At 61.2% G+C, this 18,529-nt stretch carries 19 protein-coding genes; 9 read left to right on the top strand and 10 right to left on the bottom strand.

The genetic code is table 11. The features are described from left to right. Window positions 1–18 precede the first annotated feature (18 nt). The 6 genes from NVV72_03305 (at window position 19) to NVV72_03280 (ending at window position 7,536) form a co-directional block, all read left to right on the top strand. Window positions 19–1,212: a fumarylacetoacetate hydrolase family protein gene (locus NVV72_03305; protein MCR6658401.1), complete on the top strand. Its 1,194-nt coding sequence runs from the start codon at window positions 19–21 to the stop codon at window positions 1,210–1,212. 47 nt (window positions 1,213–1,259) lie between these two features. Further along, window positions 1,260–2,021 (top strand): SDR family oxidoreductase, encoded by a 762-nt coding sequence (locus NVV72_03300; protein ID MCR6658400.1) that lies wholly within the window; start codon window positions 1,260–1,262, stop codon window positions 2,019–2,021. 130 nt (window positions 2,022–2,151) lie between these two features. Beyond that, entirely contained in the window at window positions 2,152–3,108 is a 957-nt protein-coding gene (locus NVV72_03295) for an SMP-30/gluconolactonase/LRE family protein (GenBank protein MCR6658399.1), read from the top strand. Continuing rightward, window positions 3,101–4,888: a dihydroxy-acid dehydratase family protein gene (locus NVV72_03290; protein MCR6658398.1), complete on the top strand. Its 1,788-nt coding sequence runs from the start codon at window positions 3,101–3,103 to the stop codon at window positions 4,886–4,888. Before NVV72_03295 ends, NVV72_03290 begins: the two co-directional genes overlap by 8 nt. 260 nt (window positions 4,889–5,148) lie before the next feature. Further along, window positions 5,149–6,579, top strand: a complete 1,431-nt coding sequence (locus NVV72_03285; GenBank protein MCR6658397.1) for a sugar porter family MFS transporter — start codon at window positions 5,149–5,151, stop codon at window positions 6,577–6,579. 105 nt (window positions 6,580–6,684) lie between these two features. After that, the gene (locus tag NVV72_03280; protein ID MCR6658396.1) at window positions 6,685–7,536 is read left to right on the top strand and encodes an aldose 1-epimerase; all 852 of its coding nucleotides are present in this window, start codon (window positions 6,685–6,687) and stop codon (window positions 7,534–7,536) included. Window positions 7,537–7,635: 99 nt separating this feature from the next. Here NVV72_03280 and NVV72_03275 read toward each other — a convergent pair whose 3' ends face one another. From NVV72_03275 to fucP, 8 genes are all read right to left on the bottom strand, one after another. Beyond that, window positions 7,636–8,364 carry an SDR family oxidoreductase gene (locus NVV72_03275; GenBank protein ID MCR6658395.1) on the bottom strand — a complete coding sequence of 243 codons (729 nt, stop codon included), beginning with the start codon at window positions 8,362–8,364 and terminating at the stop codon, window positions 7,636–7,638. 39 nt (window positions 8,365–8,403) lie between these two features. Continuing rightward, window positions 8,404–9,621: a UxaA family hydrolase gene (locus NVV72_03270; GenBank protein ID MCR6658394.1), complete on the bottom strand. Its 1,218-nt coding sequence runs from the start codon at window positions 9,619–9,621 to the stop codon at window positions 8,404–8,406. Then, window positions 9,611–9,913 carry a UxaA family hydrolase gene (locus tag NVV72_03265; protein MCR6658393.1) on the bottom strand — a complete coding sequence of 101 codons (303 nt, stop codon included), beginning with the start codon at window positions 9,911–9,913 and terminating at the stop codon, window positions 9,611–9,613. The genes NVV72_03270 and NVV72_03265 overlap by 11 nt, the downstream gene beginning before the upstream one ends. Further along, window positions 9,910–10,569, bottom strand: a complete 660-nt coding sequence (locus tag NVV72_03260; protein ID MCR6658392.1) for an aldo/keto reductase — start codon at window positions 10,567–10,569, stop codon at window positions 9,910–9,912. The genes NVV72_03265 and NVV72_03260 overlap by 4 nt, the downstream gene beginning before the upstream one ends. 64 nt (window positions 10,570–10,633) lie before the next feature. Next, complete coding sequence (locus tag NVV72_03255) at window positions 10,634–10,951, bottom strand: aldo/keto reductase (protein ID MCR6658391.1); 318 nt, start codon at window positions 10,949–10,951, stop codon at window positions 10,634–10,636. Window positions 10,952–11,037: 86 nt separating this feature from the next. Beyond that, window positions 11,038–11,793, bottom strand: coding sequence for an IclR family transcriptional regulator (locus NVV72_03250; GenBank protein MCR6658390.1), 756 nt, complete (start codon window positions 11,791–11,793; stop codon window positions 11,038–11,040). A 9-nt stretch (window positions 11,794–11,802) separates the two neighbouring features. Then, window positions 11,803–12,630, bottom strand: coding sequence for an amidohydrolase family protein (locus tag NVV72_03245; protein ID MCR6658389.1), 828 nt, complete (start codon window positions 12,628–12,630; stop codon window positions 11,803–11,805). Next, window positions 12,630–13,856, bottom strand: a complete 1,227-nt coding sequence (gene fucP / locus NVV72_03240; GenBank protein ID MCR6658388.1) for an L-fucose:H+ symporter permease — start codon at window positions 13,854–13,856, stop codon at window positions 12,630–12,632. Before fucP ends, NVV72_03245 begins: the two co-directional genes overlap by 1 nt. 197 nt (window positions 13,857–14,053) lie before the next feature. Between fucP and NVV72_03235 the strand changes: the two genes are divergently transcribed. The 3 genes from NVV72_03235 to NVV72_03225 all read left to right on the top strand — a co-directional run bounded on the left by NVV72_03235 (window position 14,054) and on the right by NVV72_03225 (window position 16,043). Continuing rightward, the gene (locus tag NVV72_03235) at window positions 14,054–14,413 is read left to right on the top strand and encodes an L-rhamnose mutarotase (protein ID MCR6658387.1); all 360 of its coding nucleotides are present in this window, start codon (window positions 14,054–14,056) and stop codon (window positions 14,411–14,413) included. 71 nt (window positions 14,414–14,484) lie between these two features. Continuing rightward, window positions 14,485–15,429, top strand: a complete 945-nt coding sequence (locus tag NVV72_03230) for a Gfo/Idh/MocA family oxidoreductase (protein MCR6658386.1) — start codon at window positions 14,485–14,487, stop codon at window positions 15,427–15,429. 50 nt (window positions 15,430–15,479) lie between these two features. Next, a complete protein-coding gene (locus NVV72_03225) occupies window positions 15,480–16,043 on the top strand; it encodes a hypothetical protein (protein ID MCR6658385.1) in 564 nt (187 codons plus the stop codon). Here NVV72_03225 and NVV72_03220 read toward each other — a convergent pair. Both NVV72_03220 and NVV72_03215 read right to left on the bottom strand, forming a co-directional pair. After that, the gene (locus NVV72_03220) at window positions 16,040–17,245 is read right to left on the bottom strand and encodes a DUF2029 domain-containing protein (protein MCR6658384.1); all 1,206 of its coding nucleotides are present in this window, start codon (window positions 17,243–17,245) and stop codon (window positions 16,040–16,042) included. The genes NVV72_03225 and NVV72_03220 overlap by 4 nt on opposite strands. Further along, window positions 17,245–18,507, bottom strand: coding sequence for a DUF2029 domain-containing protein (locus NVV72_03215; GenBank protein MCR6658383.1), 1,263 nt, complete (start codon window positions 18,505–18,507; stop codon window positions 17,245–17,247). The genes NVV72_03220 and NVV72_03215 overlap by 1 nt, the downstream gene beginning before the upstream one ends. Window positions 18,508–18,529 lie beyond the last annotated feature (22 nt).

Raw genomic sequence — 18,529 nt, 5'->3', positions numbered from 1 at the left:
GAAGGATTTAGTGAGATAATGCCTGATTTTCTGCCTGTGGATTGGCGTGAAGCCACCCTCGTCGGCCGCATCGAGACCGCCGATGGCCCGACGCCGATCATGATCAAGAATGGCGAAGTGTTCGACATGAGCGCCATCGCACCCACCGTTTCACAATTGCTCAAGATCTGGCCGGAATCCGGCGTACCCGAAGGCGGCCTGCCGTTTGGCGGTTTCGAGGATTTCGAATTTTCCAAGACCTGGACGAAGGACGGCTCGGCCGCCCACCGTACCGGCAACCAGCTTCTGTCCCCGATCGACCTGCAATGCGTCAAGGCTGCCGGCGTCACTTTCGCCGTCTCGGCCGTCGAGCGCGTCATCGAAGAGCGCGCCCGTGGCGATGCCGACAAGGCCCAGGCCATCCGCAACGACCTGGCTGAGCGCGTCGGTGGTGATATCCGTTCGGTCAAGCCGGGCTCGGAAGCCTCGGCGCGCCTGAAAGCCGCCCTAATCGCCGATGGCCTATGGTCGCAATATCTCGAAGTCGCCATCGGCCCCGACGCCGAGGTCTTCACCAAGTCGCCAGTGCTGTCATCGGTTGGCTGGGGCGATGAGGTCGGCGTGCGTTCGGATTCGACCTGGAACAATCCGGAGCCCGAAGTGGTCATGGTTGTCACGCCGGAAGGCCGCGCCGTCGGCGCCACGCTCGGCAATGACGTCAACCTGCGTTGCTTCGAGGGCCGCTCGGCCCTGCTGCTGGGCAAGGCCAAGGACAACAACGCCTCCTGCGCGCTTGGCCCCTTTATCCGCATGTTCGACGACAGCTTCACCATCGATGACGTGCGCTCCGCCGTGCTTGACCTCAAGATCGATGGTCCGGAAGGCTATGAACTGGTCGGCCGCTCGACCATGAGCGAGATCAGCCGTGATCCGCTTGACCTGATCGGCCAGGCGATGAGCGAGCATCACTACCCGGACGGCTTCGTCCTGATGCTCGGCACCCTGTTCGCGCCGACCCAGGACCGTGATACGCCGGGCCGCGGGTTCACGCACAAGGTGGGCGATGTCGTGAAGGTGTCATCGCCGAAGCTCGGCTGCCTGGAAAATCGCGTGACCACCTCGAAGGACGCGCGCCACTGGAATTTCGGCATTGCCGACCTGATGCAAAACCTGGCCGACCGCGGTCTGCTGAAGGCGCGCAACAGCGAACAGACCCATAAGAAAACCGCTTAAAAAATAAGCTTGAGAAGATACCTCCTGCAAAAGTGAGTACAGTCCACATGACTACCCCCGCGCCGTCTGCCATCTATCCCAGTCTCAAGGGCCGCAAGGTGTTGATCACCGGCGGCGGCTCCGGCATCGGCGCGGGGCTGGTCACCGGTTTCGTCCGCCAGGGCGCGATTGTCCATTTCATCGACCTGGTCGATGATGTTAGTGCCTCGCTCGATACCGGCGTGCTGGGCCAGAAGCCGGTCTTCCACAAATGCGACCTGACCGATACGCCTTTGCTGGAAAAAACCCTGGCCGCCATCCTGGCCGATGGGCCTGTCCATATCCTGCTCAATAACGCCGCGCGCGATGACCGTCATTCATTGTCCGAAGTCACCTCGGAATTCTTCGACGCGAATATCGCCGTCAATCTCAAGCACATGGCCATGTGTACCCGCGCCGTGGCGCCGGGCATGAAGGCGGCCGGCGGCGGCGCCATCCTCAATTTTGGCTCGATCTCGTGGCATCTCGGCCTGCCGGACCTGGTGCTGTACGAAACCGCCAAGGCGGCGATCGAGGGCTTCACCCGCGCCCTGGCCCGCGAACTGGGCCCGGATAATATCCGCGTCACCACCATCATTCCCGGCAATGTGAAAACCAAGCGCCAGGAAAAGTGGTACACGCCGGAGGGCGAGCGCCAGATCGTGGAAGCGCAGTGCTTGCCCGGCCGTATCGTGCCGGAAAACGTGGCGGCCCTGGCCATGTTTCTGGCCTCGGACGACGCCGCGCTTTGCACCGGCCACGGCTACTGGATCGACGCCGGCTGGCGGTAGACCTGGCGCAAAGCTTCTCTCTTGTACCTCCCCGACTTGTCGGGGAGGGGGACCACACGAGCTGCGAAGCGGTGATCGGACCGCCGATGCGGATGCGGTGGCGGGGTTTCTGACTTTCAAAGAGAAAAACATGACCGACCTATTCCAACCCACCTGCATCTGGGATTTGAAAGCCACCCTCGGCGAAGGCCCTGTCTGGTCAGCGAAGGACCACGCCGTCTGGTTTGTCGATATCAAGAAGCAGCACGTTCATCGCTATGATGTGCGTACCGGCGGCCATCAGACCTTCAACGCCCCCAGCCCCTGCGGCTTTATCGCCCCGAAAAAGCGTGGCGGCTTCATTGTGGGCTGCAAGACCGGTCTTTACGATTTCGATCCCATTTCCGGCAATTTCACCTTCCTCACCCATGTCGAACCTGGCCTGCCCGGCAACCGCCTGAATGACGGCTATGTCGATGCGCAAGGCCGTCTGTGGTTCGGCTCGATGGACGACGACGAAAATCATCCGACCGGTAAGCTCTATCGCTACGACGCGCGCGGCCTGAAGACGATGGACGATGACTATGTCATCACCAATGGCCCGGCGGTCTCGCCCGATTGCAAGACGCTCTATCACAACGATACCCTGAAAAAGATCATCTACGCCTTCGACCTCAGCCCTGACGGCCACCTGTTCAACAAACGTATCTTCGCCCAACTCGATCAGGAAGCGCCTGCCGATGCCTCAAGCCCCGTCTGCTATGCCGGTGAGTTCGAGCGCCACGGCGAGCACGGCGATGGCTATATGGACGGCCCGGTGGTCGACAGCGCCGGCAATGTGTGGAATGCACTGTTCTTCGGCTGGGGCGTCAACTGTTACGCGCCTGATGGCCGCCTGATCCGCCGTGTCAGGTTTCCGGTTTCCAATGTCACCAAGATCGCCTTCGGTGGCCCCGACCTCAGGACCGTCTACGCCACCACGGCGGCAAAGGGCTTAAGCCCCGAAGACCTGCAAACGCAGCCGCTGGCCGGCGGACTATTTACTTTCCAGACCGATATCGCGGGCTTGCCCCAAAATGAAATTATGAACGAGATCAGCCATGTCTAAAAGAATCCCCGCCACGCCCAATGGCCGTTTCCGCTCACAGGACTGGTTCGAGGCGCCCGGTCATATCGACCTGGCAGCGCTCTATCTGGAGCGTTTCATGAACTACGGCATCACGCCGCAGGAATTGCGTTCCGGCCGGCCGATCATCGGCTTCGCGCAATCCGGCTCTGATATCGCGCCGTGCAACCGCATCCATCTCGAACTGGCCAAGCGCACCCGCGATGGCATCCGCGACGCCGGCGGCATCTGCATGGAATTTCCGGTTCACCCGATTTTTGAGAACTGCCGCCGCCCGACGGCCGCCATCGACCGCAATCTGTCGATGATGACCCTGATCGAAATCCTGCACGCCTATCCGCTCGATGCCGTGGTGCTGACCACCGGCTGCGACAAGACCACACCGGCGGGCATCATGGGCGCCACCGCCATGGATATTCCCGCCATCGTCCTGTCTGGCGGGCCGATGCTTGACGGCCACCATGAAGGCGAACTTGTCGGCTCCGGCACCATTATCTGGCGGTCGCGCGCCAAGCTGGCGGCGGGGCAGATCACCGAGGAAGAATTCATCGATCTCGCGGCGGCTTCCGCCCCTTCGGCGGGGCATTGCAACACCATGGGCACGGCCTCGACCATGAACGCCGTTGCCGAGGTCATGGGCCTGTCATTGCCCGGTTGCTCGGCCATTCCGGCGCCTTACCGTGAGCGCGGGCAGATGGCCTATGAAACCGGCCGTCGCATTGTCGAAATGGCTTATGAAGACCTGAAGCCGTCGAAAATCCTGAGCCGGTCTTCTTTCACAAACGCTATCGCGGCGGTGGCGGCCATGGGCGGCTCGACGAATGCCCAGCCGCATATCATCGCCATGGCGCGCCACGCCGGCTTTGAGCTGACCGACGCCGACTGGATGCAGGCGCATGACATTCCGCTGATCCTCAATATGCAGCCTTCGGGCAAATATCTTGGCGAGCGTTTCCACCGCGCCGGCGGCGTGCCTGCCATCCTGGCCGAACTGCTGGACGCCAAGCTGATCGATGGCTCTGCCGCCACCATCACCGGCAAGACGATTACCGAGAACAATACCGGTAAAAACAGCAAGGACCGCGAAATGATCCGGACGGTCGCCGATCCGATCATGGAACGCGCCGGCTTCATGGTGCTGAAGGGCAATCTGTTCGACTGCGCCATCATGAAGACCTCGGTGATCTCGAAGGAATTCCGCGACCGTTACCTGAGCGAGCCGGGCAACGAAAATGTCTTTGAATGCAAGGCGGTCGTGTTTGATGGCTCGACCGATTACCATAACCGCCTCAACGACCCGTCGCTCGGCATCGATGAGCGCACCATACTGGTCATCCGCGGCTCCGGCGTGGTCGGCTGGCCGGGTTCCGCCGAGGTGGTCAATATGCAGCCGCCCGACGCCCTGCTGAAACGCGGCATCACGTCGCTGCCGACCCTGGGCGACGGCCGTCAGTCGGGCACCTCGGACTCGCCGTCCATCCTCAACGCCTCGCCGGAATCGGCGGTGGGTGGCGGCCTGGCCTGGCTCCGTACCGGTGATATCATCCGCATTGACCTGAACAAAGGCACCTGCGACATGCTGGTCGAGCCTGATGTTATCGAAACACGCAAAAAGGACGGTTTGCCGCCGGTTCCGGAGAGCCAAACGCCCTGGCAGGAAATCTACCGCGCCACGGTATCGCAACTGCACACCGGCGGAGTGATGGAGCCGGCATTGAAATATAGGAAGATCGCCGAGAAAATGCCCCGGCATAATCACTAATAACAATGAGGGGATGGTGCGGTGCATCATCCCTTCGCCATTGTTAGCGTTAACAATTTTCGCGTGTAAACAGGCGAGTTTTCGCCTAAGTTATTAGATTATATCGCTCTTTTCGGTTGATGTGCTTGCTTAAAAGGCAAGAGCGAATTAAGCTTTGATTAAGCGGGCCAATAACACCGGACACAGGGAAAGATCCGGCGAGGGCGCGTCAGGTTAGGGAAGGCGGGCATGTCGTCCGCTCACAAGGGAGTTTTAGGGGTATGTCCTCAACAACCAAGTCCGTGAACATGGGACTGGTCATGGGTCTCGCCATCGGCGCGGCCCTGGGCGGTCTTTTGTTCGGTTACGACACCGCCGTCATTTCCGGCGCCGTCGAAGCCATCGATCATAATTTTGTCCAGCCGCGCACCGAACTGAGCGAACTGGCCCGCAACGCCATGACCGGCAATGCCGTCGGCATCGCCCTGTGGGGCTGCTTCCTGGGCTCGCTGATCGCTGGCCCCCTGGCCACCGCCATCGGCCGCCGCACGGGCATGATGATCGCCGCCGTGCTGTTCTTCATCTCGTCGATCATGGCCGGCTATCCGGAACTGGGCCTGGGCCCGATCGGCGGCATGGGGCCTGATGCCCTGACCCCCTTCATGGTCTATCGCTTCCTCGGTGGCTGCGCCATCGGCATGGCCTCGCTGATTTCACCGCTCTACATCGCCGAAATCGCCCCGGCCAAGCAGCGCGGCCTGCTGGTCACCTTCCAGCAGATCGCCATCGTCGGCGGCATGTTACTGGTCTATTTCGTCAATCTGAAGATCGGCGAAATGGGCGATGACGCCTGGGTGCTGGCCACCGGCTGGCGCCACATGCTGGCCTCCTGTGCCATCCCGGCCGCCCTGTTCTTCCTGGCTGCCTTCTTCATGCCGGATACACCGCGCTGGTACGTCATGAAAGGCCACGAAGAAAAGGCCATGAAGCTGCTGACCTCTCTTGATGGTCCGGAAGTCGCGCAGAATACGATGAGTGAAATCAAGGACAGCCTCAAGGAGCATTCCGGCAAGCTGTTCTCCTTCGGCGCCGGCGTCATCGTGGTGGGCGTCCTGCTCTCGGTCTTCCAGCAGTTCGTCGGCATCAATGCCGTGCTCTATTACGCCCCGCTGATGTTCAAGAACATGGGCTCCGGCACCGATACGGCCCTGCTGCAAACCGTCATTGTCGGTGCGGCCAATGTGCTGTTCACGCTGGTCGCCACCGTCACCGTCGATCGCTGGGGCCGCAAGCCGCTGCTGATTCTGGGCGCCTTGATGATGGCCGTTTCCATGGCCGCGCTCGGTTACTTCTTCCAGACCCACACCGAAGGCACGGCCCTGCTTTACGCCGCCATCTTCTATATCGCCGGCTTCGCCCTGTCGTGGGGACCGGTGGTCTGGGTGCTGCTGTCGGAAATGTTCCCGAACTCGATCAAGGGACCGGCCATGGCGGTCGCGGTCGCGGCGCAGTGGATCTCCAACTATATCGTCACCGCCTCCTTCAAGGTGGTTGATGGCGATACGGCGATCAATGCGGTCTTCAATCACGGCCTGAACTATTACGTCTACGCCGCCTGCTCGGTCCTGGCCGCGCTGTTCGTGTGGAAGTTCGTGCCGGAAACCAAGGGCAAGACGCTGGAGGCCATTGAAAGCCTCTGGAAGAAGTCCTAAAAGACTCCGGGGCGGCGCAAGGGAAAGGCGCCGCCCTTTGTTTTTCAGTTAAGCGATAAGCGCTCAGGCAGCGATAGCGGTAGCGCATAACAAAGAAGAGATAAAATGCTGCGCTTAAGCTCCGGCGATACCCTTCTCGACATCAACCCCGATGTGGCGGGCAGCATTTCGCGCCTGACCCGGAATGGTGTCGATGTGATGCGGCCAACACCGGAAGGGGCCACTGACGCCCTGCAAACCGCCTGTTTTCCGCTGGTGCCTTTCTGCAACCGCATTCGTAATGGCAAGTTTGTTTTCGAGGGCCACAAGGTTCAGCTATCCCCCAATCTCGGCGATGGCCACCCGCATCCGCTGCACGGCCAAGGCTGGCGCCGGCCGTGGCGAGTGATCGAGGCGACCTCATCGCGTGCTGTGCTGGGCTATCACCATTTCGCCGATGAGTGGCCGTGGGAATATGAAGCGACCCTGATCTACGAACTGCGCACCGATGGCTTGCGCGCCTTCCTCAATGTCAAGAACCTGTCGAAAGCGACCATGCCTGTGGGCCTGGGCTTTCATCCCTATTTCAACCGAAAGCCGGACTCGCGCCTGAAGGCGGCGGTGGATGGCGTGTGGATTTCCGACGAGGAAACCCTGCCGCGCAACTGGCACGCCGGCGTGCTGAAAAAAGACTGGACGCATGGCGATACGCTGGCGCACGAGATAACCATCGACAATGCCTATACCGGCTTCAAGGGCCGTGCCGAAATCTACGAGGGTAACCGCCTGACGCACACGATGCGCGCCTCACCGGACTGCCACTGGCTGCATGTCTTCGTACCGGTGGAGGGGGATTATTTCTGCATCGAACCGGTCAATCATATGCCCGATCCGTTCAACCAGCCCAATTCAGGGCTGAAGTGCCTGAAGCACGATGATACGGCGATGGTGTGGATGGATATCGCTTTCCACGGCTAAACGCGGTTCTTTTTCCCCGTGATGGCGTCGGCGTTACGGAGGGGAGGTCGGGGGGACGCTTGCTCTGTCGAGTAACGGGTCAAGGGGCTGTGCCCCTTGCTAGTTAATCCAGCCGCCGTCGATAATATGGATCTGGCCGGTGGTGAAGCTCGATTCATCCGAGGCGAGGTAAAGCGCCAGATTCGCCAGTTCGCTCGTCCGGCCGAGGCGGCCCATCGCCTGGCGGGCATTGAATTCGGCATAGGCCTTGTCGAAATCACCGGTGTCGCGCAGGCGCTGCAGCAGGGACGGCGTCTCGACCGTGCCGGGGCAGATGGCGTTGCAACGGACACCCTTGGTAACGAAATCCGCTGCCACCGACTTTGTGAGCCCGATCACGCTCGCCTTGGTGGCGCCGTAGGCGAAGCGGTTGGGCACGCCCTTGATCGAGGAGGCGACCGACGACATGTTGATGATCGAACCGCCGCCCGTCTTCAGCATGTTCGGCAGGATGGCGCGGATCATGCGGTACTGCGCCGTCACGTTCAGGTCGAGCGCGAACTGCCACTGATCCTCGTCGCAATCGAGAATAGTGCCGGCATGGACAACGCCGGCGCAATTATAGAGCACGTTCACTTCGGAAAATTCGGAAGCGATGGCCTTAACCGCCTCGGCACTGGTGACATCGAGCACGCGTGTTATGGCACCTTCAAGCCCGGTCAGGGCCTCGGCATTGATGTCGGTGGCAATAACTGTGGCGCCTTCCTTCAGGAAGAGTTCGGCCGTGGCGCGACCAATGCCCTGCCCGGCGGCGGTGATCAAAGCGGTCTTGCCGGTTAAACGTCCCATGTCTGGTGCCTCATATTCAAAAGAAAACGGTTCAAAAAACTATCTGGCCGTCCTTAGGGGCAGACACGCCGGACCCACCGGATCAAACGCCTTATAGGTCAGGATGAACTCCTGATGGCCCATCTGTTCGCTCAGGGATGGCTCGCCGACGGCGACACGCAGCACCCGGTCGGTGATCTCGGCGCCGACCTCATCGAGTGTGGCGCGGCCTTCCATAATGCGGCCGGCATCGATATCCATGTCGCCTGACAGCTTTCGATAGGTTTCCGGATTGGCGCAGACCTTGATGACCGGTGAAATGGCCGAGCCGACCACCGAACCGCGGCCCGTGGTGAAGAGCGTCAGGTGTGCCCCGCAGGCGATCATTTCCACGATCTCGGCATTGTCGGAGATATTCGGGAAGCCAAAGCGCGGCTCGCCATCCGGCACCACGTCGAGCAGGTAAAGACCGCCGGAGGGGGGCACATCGCCCGGTTTGATGATGCCGCAGATCGGCGCCGAACCCGACTTGGAATAGGCGCCCATCGACTTCTCTTCCTGGGTCGTCAGGCCGCCCTCGGCATTGCCAGGCGCGAAGGAGCCGAAACCCATGATGGTGTAGTATTTTTCGGCCTTGAGTACCGAGGCTTCCAGCTCGGCGCCCAGTTCCGGCGTGATCGCACGCGAGGCCATGATCTTCTCGCAGCCGACCAGTTCGCCGGTTTCCTCGAAGATGCAGGCGGCGCCGGCGGCGCCCAGGGTATCGAAGGCGCGGCCGACCGCCGGATTGGCGGTGATGCCCGATGTGCCGTCTGAGCCGCCGCAGATGGTGCCTACAATCAGTTCGGACACGTTCATGTCGCCGCGCGGCGTCTGTTTGGCGATGGCCTGGATACGGCGGACAGCCTCGACCCCCTTGCGGATGGTTTCCAGCGTGCCGCCCTCGTTCTGGATGACATAGGTCTCAACCGGCCGGCCTGAGGCTTCGATATGACGCTTCAGGGCCTCGCGGTTGAAGCTTTCGCAGCCGAGCGACACCAGAACCGCACCGCCGACATTGGGATGGGTACACAGGGCTTCCATCATCTTGTAGGCGTAGTCGTTCGGGTAGCAGCCGGGGAAGCCGATCAGGTGGACTTCGCTGTCGTCGCACTTATTGACGATCTGGCGCGCCACATGGTGGGCGCACTCGACGAGATAGACGACGCAGATAACGTTGCGGATACCCTTGCGACCGTCGGGACGCAGCCAGGCCTGGAACGGTGTATTAATGTCCATGACCGGTGACCTCGCGCGTGTGACTCTTGATATAATCGCTTTGCATATTGTGAATGTGGATGTGGGCGCCGCGCGCGGCATCGGTCTTCATCGAGCCGATGGGGGCGCCGTACTTGATGATCTTTTCACCGGCCTTCAGGTCGCGGCGGGCGATCTTATGGCCGACCGTTATCTCATCGGGGAGAACGACAATGTCGCCATCAAGCGTGATCGACTGGCCACGGAAGGCGTGCTGACGGCAGACCAGCACATTGTCGTCCGGATGGAGCAGGATGAAGGGGCCGGTATTCATGACAGCACTCGTGTTTTCGGTATGGGCGCGCGGTCGTGCAGCAGCCCTCCGGTTTTAAGATCGTCCCACAGGGCGGACGGAATATCATGAGCGAACAGGGCCACGTTGGCGGCTACCTCGGCGGCGTTGGCCATGCCGGGAATGACGCAGGCCACAGCCGGATGGGCGAGCGGAAATTGCAGGGCGGCGGCGGCGAGCGGCACATTGTGCGCGGTGCAAGCGGCTTTCAGTTCCGTGACGCGGTCGCAGATTTCCGGCGGCACGCGTCCATAATCATAATGATTGCCACCGATCAGGATGCCGGAATTGAACGGTCCGCCGACGATCACCGAGACGCCTTTCGCCTCGCACAGGGGCAGGAAGCTATCAAGCGCGCCCTGTTCCAGCAGGGTATAGCGGCCGGCCAGGAGCACGACATCCAGGTCGGCATGGGCGAGGAGGTCTTCGCACACCTGCCATTCATTGACGCCAAGACCGATCGCGCCCACCAGCCTCTGGGCCTTCAGATCCTGCATGGCGCGCAGGCCACCGTCCAGGAAAGCTTTCATATGGCCGGCGGCGTCATCACCATGCGTCACCGTGCCCAGATCGTGGGCCAGCAGGATATCGATCTTTTCACGCCCCAGGCGCTTCAGGCTGCTCTCGAAAGACCGCATGACGCCGTCATGGCTGTAATCGAAGACGGGCTCGAACGGGTCGCCATCAATGAAGCCGTGGCGTTCAGTCCCGGCCGGAGGCGGCGCTACCGGTGTCAGGACGCGGCCGACCTTGGTGGAAAAGGGTGAGGGGAGGCCGACTAAAAAGCGACTTTCCGAGGGCCTGGCCGAGGCGGCGTTCCGAAAGCCCCTGGCCATAGTGCGGTGCGGTGTCGATATAGGCGATGCCGCTGTCGAGCGCGGCCTGGAGACAGGCCTGCGCCGTATCGTCAGCAATGGCGCGAAAGAGATTGCCGAGCGCCGCGGCGCCGAAGCCAAGCGCCGTCACCTCGACGGAGGTCGAGCCCAGCCTGCGGCGGGGAAAGGGGTACGCGGTCGTCACTTTGCGGCGTCTGCTCTGGTCTGTTTAAGTTTGAAACTGTTCTTATATGTGAAATTAATAACGATAGCGCCGCCCTGAATCAAGGGCTATCCGCCGAGTGTCTTGCTTAAAGTTTTGGCTGTGGCTTTCAGGCGCACCAAAGCGTCATCGAGGGTAATGCCGTCCTCGATATGAATCCACGGCATGGTCAGGGCGGCGATGACCCCAACATCGTTGATGACCGGGCATGAGATATCGGTGATGCCGTCGATATAGCTTGAGGGGGCGGAAAAATGCCCCTGGGCCTGGGCCTTGTCCGCCTGGGCCTCGAACGTGGCCCATTCGTCCGGCGACAGGCCGGGCTTGAGCAGGGCGCGCCACTGCTCACGGATCTTCGGCTTCTGGAAGGCATAGATCAGCAGGCCGGAGGTCGAATGGGCCAGCGGCCGCTGATAACCCACGCGCACCGAAAACCCGACATCGCCCGGCGCTTCGATGCGCGCGATGACCACCATGCGGTCATCCGAGGCGATGGCGAGGTGACAGGCCTGGCGGGTCTGGTCACTTAAGGATTGCATCAGGGGCAGGGCGCTGGCCAGCAGGTTCTGGCTTGGTCCGCGCGAAATGCCCAGCGAAAACAGCTTGTTGGTCAGCTCAAATCCTTCGCCGCTGGCCGACATCCCGACATAGCCGCGGATTTCCAGCACCTGCACCATGCGGAACAGTTCGCTGACCGACCGGTCCAGCCGCGCCGATATCTGCGACAGGGTCATGGGCGATTTGGCGGTGGCCAGGAGTTCGAGGACATCGAGACCTTTTTCCAGCGCCGGGGCGCGATATTTGCTGGTGGCTTTATCGGACATGGTATGACCTTACAGTTTGTAGAATCGGCGGGCGGTTTCGCCCATAATCGCATTCTGTGCGGTTTCGGGTTTGCCGTCCAGCCAGCGCAATGTCCAGTCATGCCAGTGGTGATAGCTGTCTTTCAGCAGCACAACGGGCCAGTCCGAGCCCCATATCAGGCGATCGGCCCCGAAGACAGCCAGCAGATGATCGGCGCAGGGCGTCAGAATGTCTTCGCCCTGTTCGGCGGCCATCTCGGTCAGCAGGCCGGACAGCTTGCAGGTGACATTCGGGTTTTGGGCCACGGCGGCTGTTTCCTCATGCCACCGTTTCATCCCGTCCGGATCGCCGAGCGGCGGCTTGGCGCCATGATCTATCACGATGCACAGGCCCGGATACCGGTGCGCCAGTTGGTGGATAAAGGGCAGGTGCCGGCTATAGACAAGCGCATCGAAGGTCAGGCCGTGCGCGATCATGGCCTCCAGCGCCGGGCGGACATCGTCGCGCAGGATCCAGTCATCCTGAGCCAGGCCCTGGAGCATGGGCCGCAGCCCTTTCAGTTTAGGCTGTCGCGCGAGATAAGCGATGCGCTGTGGAGCGTCCGGCGCGGTGAAATCCACCCAGCCGACCACGCCCTTGATCATGGGCGTGGCGGCGGCGACCGCCAGCATCCAGTCGGTATCGGCATCGGCGGGTTGCGACTGCACCAGAACGGTGCCGGTGATGTCCAGCCCCGTACAGGCGGCTGCCAGATCATCGGGGACGAAATCGCGATAAATTGCGTCCAGATCCGGCGTCGGCCATTGGTGACCGTTTTGGCCGATCCGCCACAGGTGCTGGTGGGAGTCGATAGTCATCAATGGCTCTTGGTCATGTCGACCTTTGCCGATTTCGAGCCGAGGCCGTAGAGCGCGATGACCACGAAACAGGCCAGGGGCACGAAAATCGCGGTCCTAATGTGGCTGATGTCGGAGATATAGCCCATGGCGGCGGTCAGGACCGCGCCGCCGATAATACTCATGACCAGCAGGGAGGCGCCGGTCTTGGTCAGGATGCCTAAGCCCCGCAAGGAGGTGGCGAAGATGGTCGGGAACATGATCGACATGAAGAAGGAGGCGGCCACCAGGGCATAGAGGCCGTTCTGCCCGCCGACTGTTGCGGCGTAAGCGGTCAGGGCGATGTTGATCAGTGCAAAGGCACCCAGCAGCTTCGTGGCGGGCACGACGCGCATCAGGGCCGTACCGGCGAAGCGGCCGATGGCGAAAAGTACCAGCCCCGCGAAAACATAGTCGGCGGCCGCCTTGTCGGTGATGCCGATTTCGCTCTGGGCGTACTTGATAGTGTAGCTCCAGATGCCTACCTGCGCGCCGACATAGAAGAACTGCGCCATTACACCGGTCAGGAAGTGGCCGTGCTTCAGCAGACCCGTCAGGGCCTGTCCGGCGGAAATCTTCGCTTCTTCGGCGTCATGCGCGGCTTTCGTGGCGGCAGCCGGGAACCGGCTTAAGCCCACCAGCACCGCCCAGGCCAGCACCACGCAGCCGATGGCGATGTATGGCATCTGTACCGCCTTGGTTTCGCGCACCAGATCGGCGGTGGCATTCATGTGTTCAATGCCTGAAAGAATAAAGGTCTTGCCCACCCAGATACCGGCCAGAGACCCCAGCGGATTGAAAGCCTGGGCGAGGTTCAGCCGGAACGCCGCGTACTTTTCGTCTCCCAGAATGGTCATCAGCGGATTGGCGGCCGTTTCAAGGAAAGCCAGGCCGGCGGCGATAACGAACAGGGCGCCCAGCAGCCAGGGATATTGGCGGATTTCCGCGCCAGGATAGAAGGAGAAGGCGCCAATGGCGAAGATGATCAGCCCGGTGACGACAGCCGCCTTATAACCAAAGCGCCGCATCAGCAGGCCGGCGGGAACGGCCATCAGGAAATAGCCAAGATAGAAGGATTGCTGCACCAGGCTCGATTCGAAATCGGTAAGGGTGAAAGCTTTCTTGAATTGCGGGATCAGGATGTCATTGAGATTGTTGGCCATGCCCCAGAAGAAGAACAGGGCGGTAATCAATATGATCGGCCATATGGCGGCGAAACCTTTTGGTGCTTTGGTATCTGGCGTCGAGATCCATGCAACGATATCCCTGTATTTTCAGCCTTGCGGGCCCTTTATGGCTTCATTTAACATCACATATGAATCGGAACGTCAAATATGAAATCTCCTGAACCATTTGCGCTCATGCGAAAAGTTCAATATATACTCAGACAAAATTGGAAACACTGATGACTGTCTCATCCGAAAAACTGGTCTATGCCCTTGATCTGAAAGATGATCCGGCGCTAATCGAACGCTACAAACAGTGGCACGCCCCCGGTCAGGTGCCGGCGGCGATCAATGAGTCGATCCGCAAGGCCGGTATCGAGGCGCTGGAAATCTATCTGGTCGGCAATCGGATGTTCATGATCCTGACGCCCGGTCCGGATTTCGATCCGGCAGCCAAGGCGGCGGCCGATGCGGCCAGCGAGGACGTGCAGAAATGGGAGACCCTGATGTGGGACTTCCAGCAGGCCCTGCCATTCGCCGCGCCGGGCGAAAAATGGCTGCCGATGGAGCGGATTTATTCGCTCGCCGAGCAGAATTAATTATACTACAATTTACAAATGAATGCGGCCACGTTAAAGGACGCCGCAAAGACGACTAAGGAAACGCGACGATGGGACTATTCGGCAAAAAACCTTTGAAAATCGGCCTGATTGGCCTCGGCAAGATCGCCGTTGACCAGCACATCCCATCGATCCGCGGCAACAGAAACCTGGAATTGGTGGCCGGCTGTTCGCCTCACGCCCGCCCCGAAGGCATCAACGCCTATCCAGACATGGATGCCATGCTGAAGGCGCACCCGGAAATCGAGGCGATCGCCATCTGCACCCCGCCCCAGATCCGGCATGAAATCGCCAAGGCCGTCATCGCCACGGGCCGTCACGTCTTCCTGGAAAAGCCACCCGCCGCCACGCTCGGTGAAGCCGAAGCCATCAAAACCCTGGCCGCCGCGAAGGGCGTCTCCCTCCTGGCCTCGTGGCACTCGCGTTTCGCCCCGGCCGTGGAAACGACGCGCAAGTGGGTGTCTGAGCGTCCGATCAAGAGCATCACCATCCACTGGAAGGAAAATGTCCGCCAGTGGCACCCCGGCCAGAAGTGGATTTTCGAGGCTGGCGGCATGGGGGTCTTCGATCCCGGCATCAACTCGCTGTCCATCCTGACCCGCATCCTCAAGGACGCGGTGATGGTGAAAAAAGCCGACCTGCATATCCCGGTCAATTGCGACGCGCCGATCCAGGTCGAGATGGACATGCAGACCGAGGCCGGTTTCCCGATCTGCGCCGAATATGATTTCTTGCAGACCGGCATCCAGACCTGGAGCATATATATCGAATCGGCGGCGGGCGAGAAGCTGACCCTCTCGATGGGCGGCACGGAACTGGAAATCGACAGCAAGACTGTGATCAAGGAAAAGGAAGCCGAATACGCCGGCCTCTATGCCCACTTCTACAACCTGATCCACAAAAAGGAATCGGACGCCGATTTCTCACCGTTGCGCCTCGTGGCCGACGCCATGCTGCTCGGCAAGCGCATCGCTGCCCCGGAATATATTGAGTAGACGCATCCCCGCACCATGTTTAGTCTCCTCGAAGCGTTTCGGGGGGACATATGCGTTATATTATCAGCCTGTCGCCGGTTCTGTCGTTTTGCCTGCTGGTAGCCTGTAATCAGCATCAGGCCCAGGCACCTGACAAGCCGCAAGATGTTGCTGAGGCATCTCAAACAGCCAGCCACAATGACGTGAGTTCCGTAACGGAGGTTGTTCCGCCTCTGCCTCAAGAGGTCGTGTCACGCGAAGCGGCGGCATTTATCACGGCGCTCAAGGCAGATGACCCGGCAATTATTCGCGCCTATTTCCCGTCAGATTATCCGGAAGTCGAACTGAAGCCGGACGCGCCGGATATGCTGTTTATTCGTGACAGGCTCAGGCCGCTAATTGCCAAGGGGGCAATGGATGGAAGGGAGATGTCGCGCGAAGGACATATCTTTTCGGTTCTGTTCTACCGCAAGCCTTTTGCTAACCGCCTGGAAGACAGAACCTATCTCGAAAGCGACTATATGAAGACGTTCTTCGTCTGTAACTTCGATGACACCAGTGGCCGATGGATATTGAGCCATCCGATCATGTGTTTTGATGAAACCGAAGGACCTTACGAGCAGGTTGGCTATTAAACGGGCGCGCTGACAATCCGGCGCGCAACCAACACGTAAAACACCAGCAGAACCAGAGGCGCCAGCGGTAGATGCAGGTTCAGTGCCAGTGAGCGCGCGAAGAGCGGCAGCACGAAGACCACCAGGGCCATGACCTTTTCCCAGGACCGGAAGCCGTCTTTCAGACCGCTCATGACCAGCCAGCCGAGCGGAATGGCGCTCAGCAGCAGATCGTAATCGAGCATGAAGGGTGACATCAGCAGGGTGGCGGAAACCATCAGCGCGCTCAGGCCGAAGCAGTCTGGCCGGTAGCGTCGGATGATCAGGCAAGCCGACGCGATCACGCCCAGCGCCAGCACAATCTGCGCGCCATAGGCCAGCCACAGCGGCAGGTTCCACAGTCTCAGGGCGGCAAACAGGCTTTGCATCCGGCCGGGCGACACCAGCCCGGTTTCCAGAGTCCGACGCGCCAGTTCGCTGTTGTGCAGAAAGTTCACATACCCATCCGTACCCACCAAACCCCAGGCACCCAGGCTTAAGCCCGCCGCGCCCACAGCCGCACCGGCGAAGGTCTTCCACCGCCCGGACGCCGCCAGAACGAACGGCAGGGCCAGGCCCAGTTGCGGCTTGATGACCAGCAGGCCGAGGATCAGCCCGGCGACGAATGGCCGGCGATCGAGCCACAGGCAGCCGCCGAGAAACAGCGCCGTGGTCAGGGCGGCGTTCTGGCCGTTGCCGATATTGATCCACAAGGCCGGGAAAGCCAGCAGCGGGATGAGGCCGATGACCAGCGGCGTCTGTTGCCGCAGCCAGTGCCGGGCCAGGGCCACGGTCGCAGCCGTTGTGCCCGCCAGCCAGAGGGATAGCGACGCACCATAAGGCAGCAGCGCCAGCGGTGCGCAGACCAGCAGATAGGCTGGTGGATAGAAAAAGGCCCAGAAACCCAGTTGCCGCCCGAAGATCGCATCCTGCACCGCCTGGTGAGCATACGGGTTCCACACCTGCGCCGCATGGCCGGCAAGCACCAGCTTCGAGGCGGCGTAGAAACTCATGAAGTCGGTGCCCAGCGGCTTGCCAGTGGGATCGAGACCGCTGCGTGCCAAGCCGACCCAGACGGCGAAGCCAATGACCTGCGCCGCGAACAGGATCAGGGTGTAGGCCCGGATCCGTTTCCGGTCCAGCCAGCAGGCATCCCTGAAAAAGGTGAGAAAGCGGCTGGCCATCAGGCGGCGCAAGCGGATGCGGCCGGCAAAGCGGCCGGCACGGTTTCAGCGGCAATGATGCGCCGAATGACAAAGGCGAAGACGATCAGCAGGAGCAAAGGTGCCATCGGCAGATGCGCCAGTTGCGCCAGCTTGCGCGTGGCGAGCGGAAACAGAAATACCAGCAGGAGCAGCAGTTTTTCCCAGTTGCGGAAGCCATCCTTCGCACCGGTCAGCACCAGCCAGCCGAGCGGCAGGGCCGTGACCAGCAGGTCGTAATCGAGCAGGAAGGGCGTGGCCAGCACCGCGGCCGAAATCGTCAGCGCGCCGAGTGCCAGACCGGAGGGGCGATACCGGAAGGCGGTGTAGCCCGCCACGGCCAGCACGGCGAGGGACAGCGCCCCTTGCGCAGCATAGGCGGCACTCATCGGCGCGCCCAGCATCCGCAGGCCGGCATAGAGGCTCTGCATCAGGGCGGGATCGACAAGCCCCTGGTTCAGCACTTCGCGGGCATAGGCGCTGTTGGCGAAGAAGGCCGCATAGCCCGCTGTCCCCACAGCCAGCCAGGCCACGCCGCACAAGGCCAGGGCACCGAAGCCTGTGGCGAAAAAGATCCGCCAGCGTTTCGGTTCCGCCAGCGCCGCGCCGCCCAGTACAAACGGCAGGCCGATGGCCAATTGTGGCTTGATAATCATCAGGCCCAGGATCAGCCCCGCCACGATCGGACGGCGGTCCATCATCAGGAAGCCGCCGGTCAGGATGGCCAGGGTCACGGCACCATTCTGGCCGCAGGCGATATTGATCCACAGGGCCGGGAAGGCCAGCATCACCACCAGCGGCATGGCGCCTTCTGGCCGCACGCGGCGAAAGAAAGCGCGCAGCAGACCAACCGCCAGGGCGGTTGTGCCCGTCATCCAGGCCAGCGCTGCCCAGCCATAGGGCAGAAGCGCCAGCGGCCAGCACAGCAGCAGATAGGGCGGTGGATAGAAGAAGGCGAGATAGTCATGCGGCCCGCGGAAGAGGCTGTCTTCGGCATGGGCGTGGGCGGCGGGGTTCCAGGCATCGGCCGGGTGGCCGGACAGGGCCAGTTTTGAGGCGGCATAGAAGCTGGTGAAATCGCCGCCCAGCGGGTCCGGGCCGGGGGCAATGACGGCGAAGCGCAGCCAGAACCACAGGGCCATGAGGAGGAAGGCGACCAGGCCCATCAGGCTGTAGACGCGCCCGCGTTCGCCATTCAGCCAGTCGGCGCGGCGGAGCGCATCTGTAAGGCGAACTGGCGACATGAAAAAAGGCTCCGGAAATCTG

Origin of the sequence: Asticcacaulis sp., assembly GCA_024707255.1 — a bacterium.
GTDB lineage: Bacteria > Pseudomonadota > Alphaproteobacteria > Caulobacterales > Caulobacteraceae > Asticcacaulis.
Note: the sequence above shows the minus strand (reverse complement) of the source record. Positions and strands in the feature narration are given on the sequence as shown.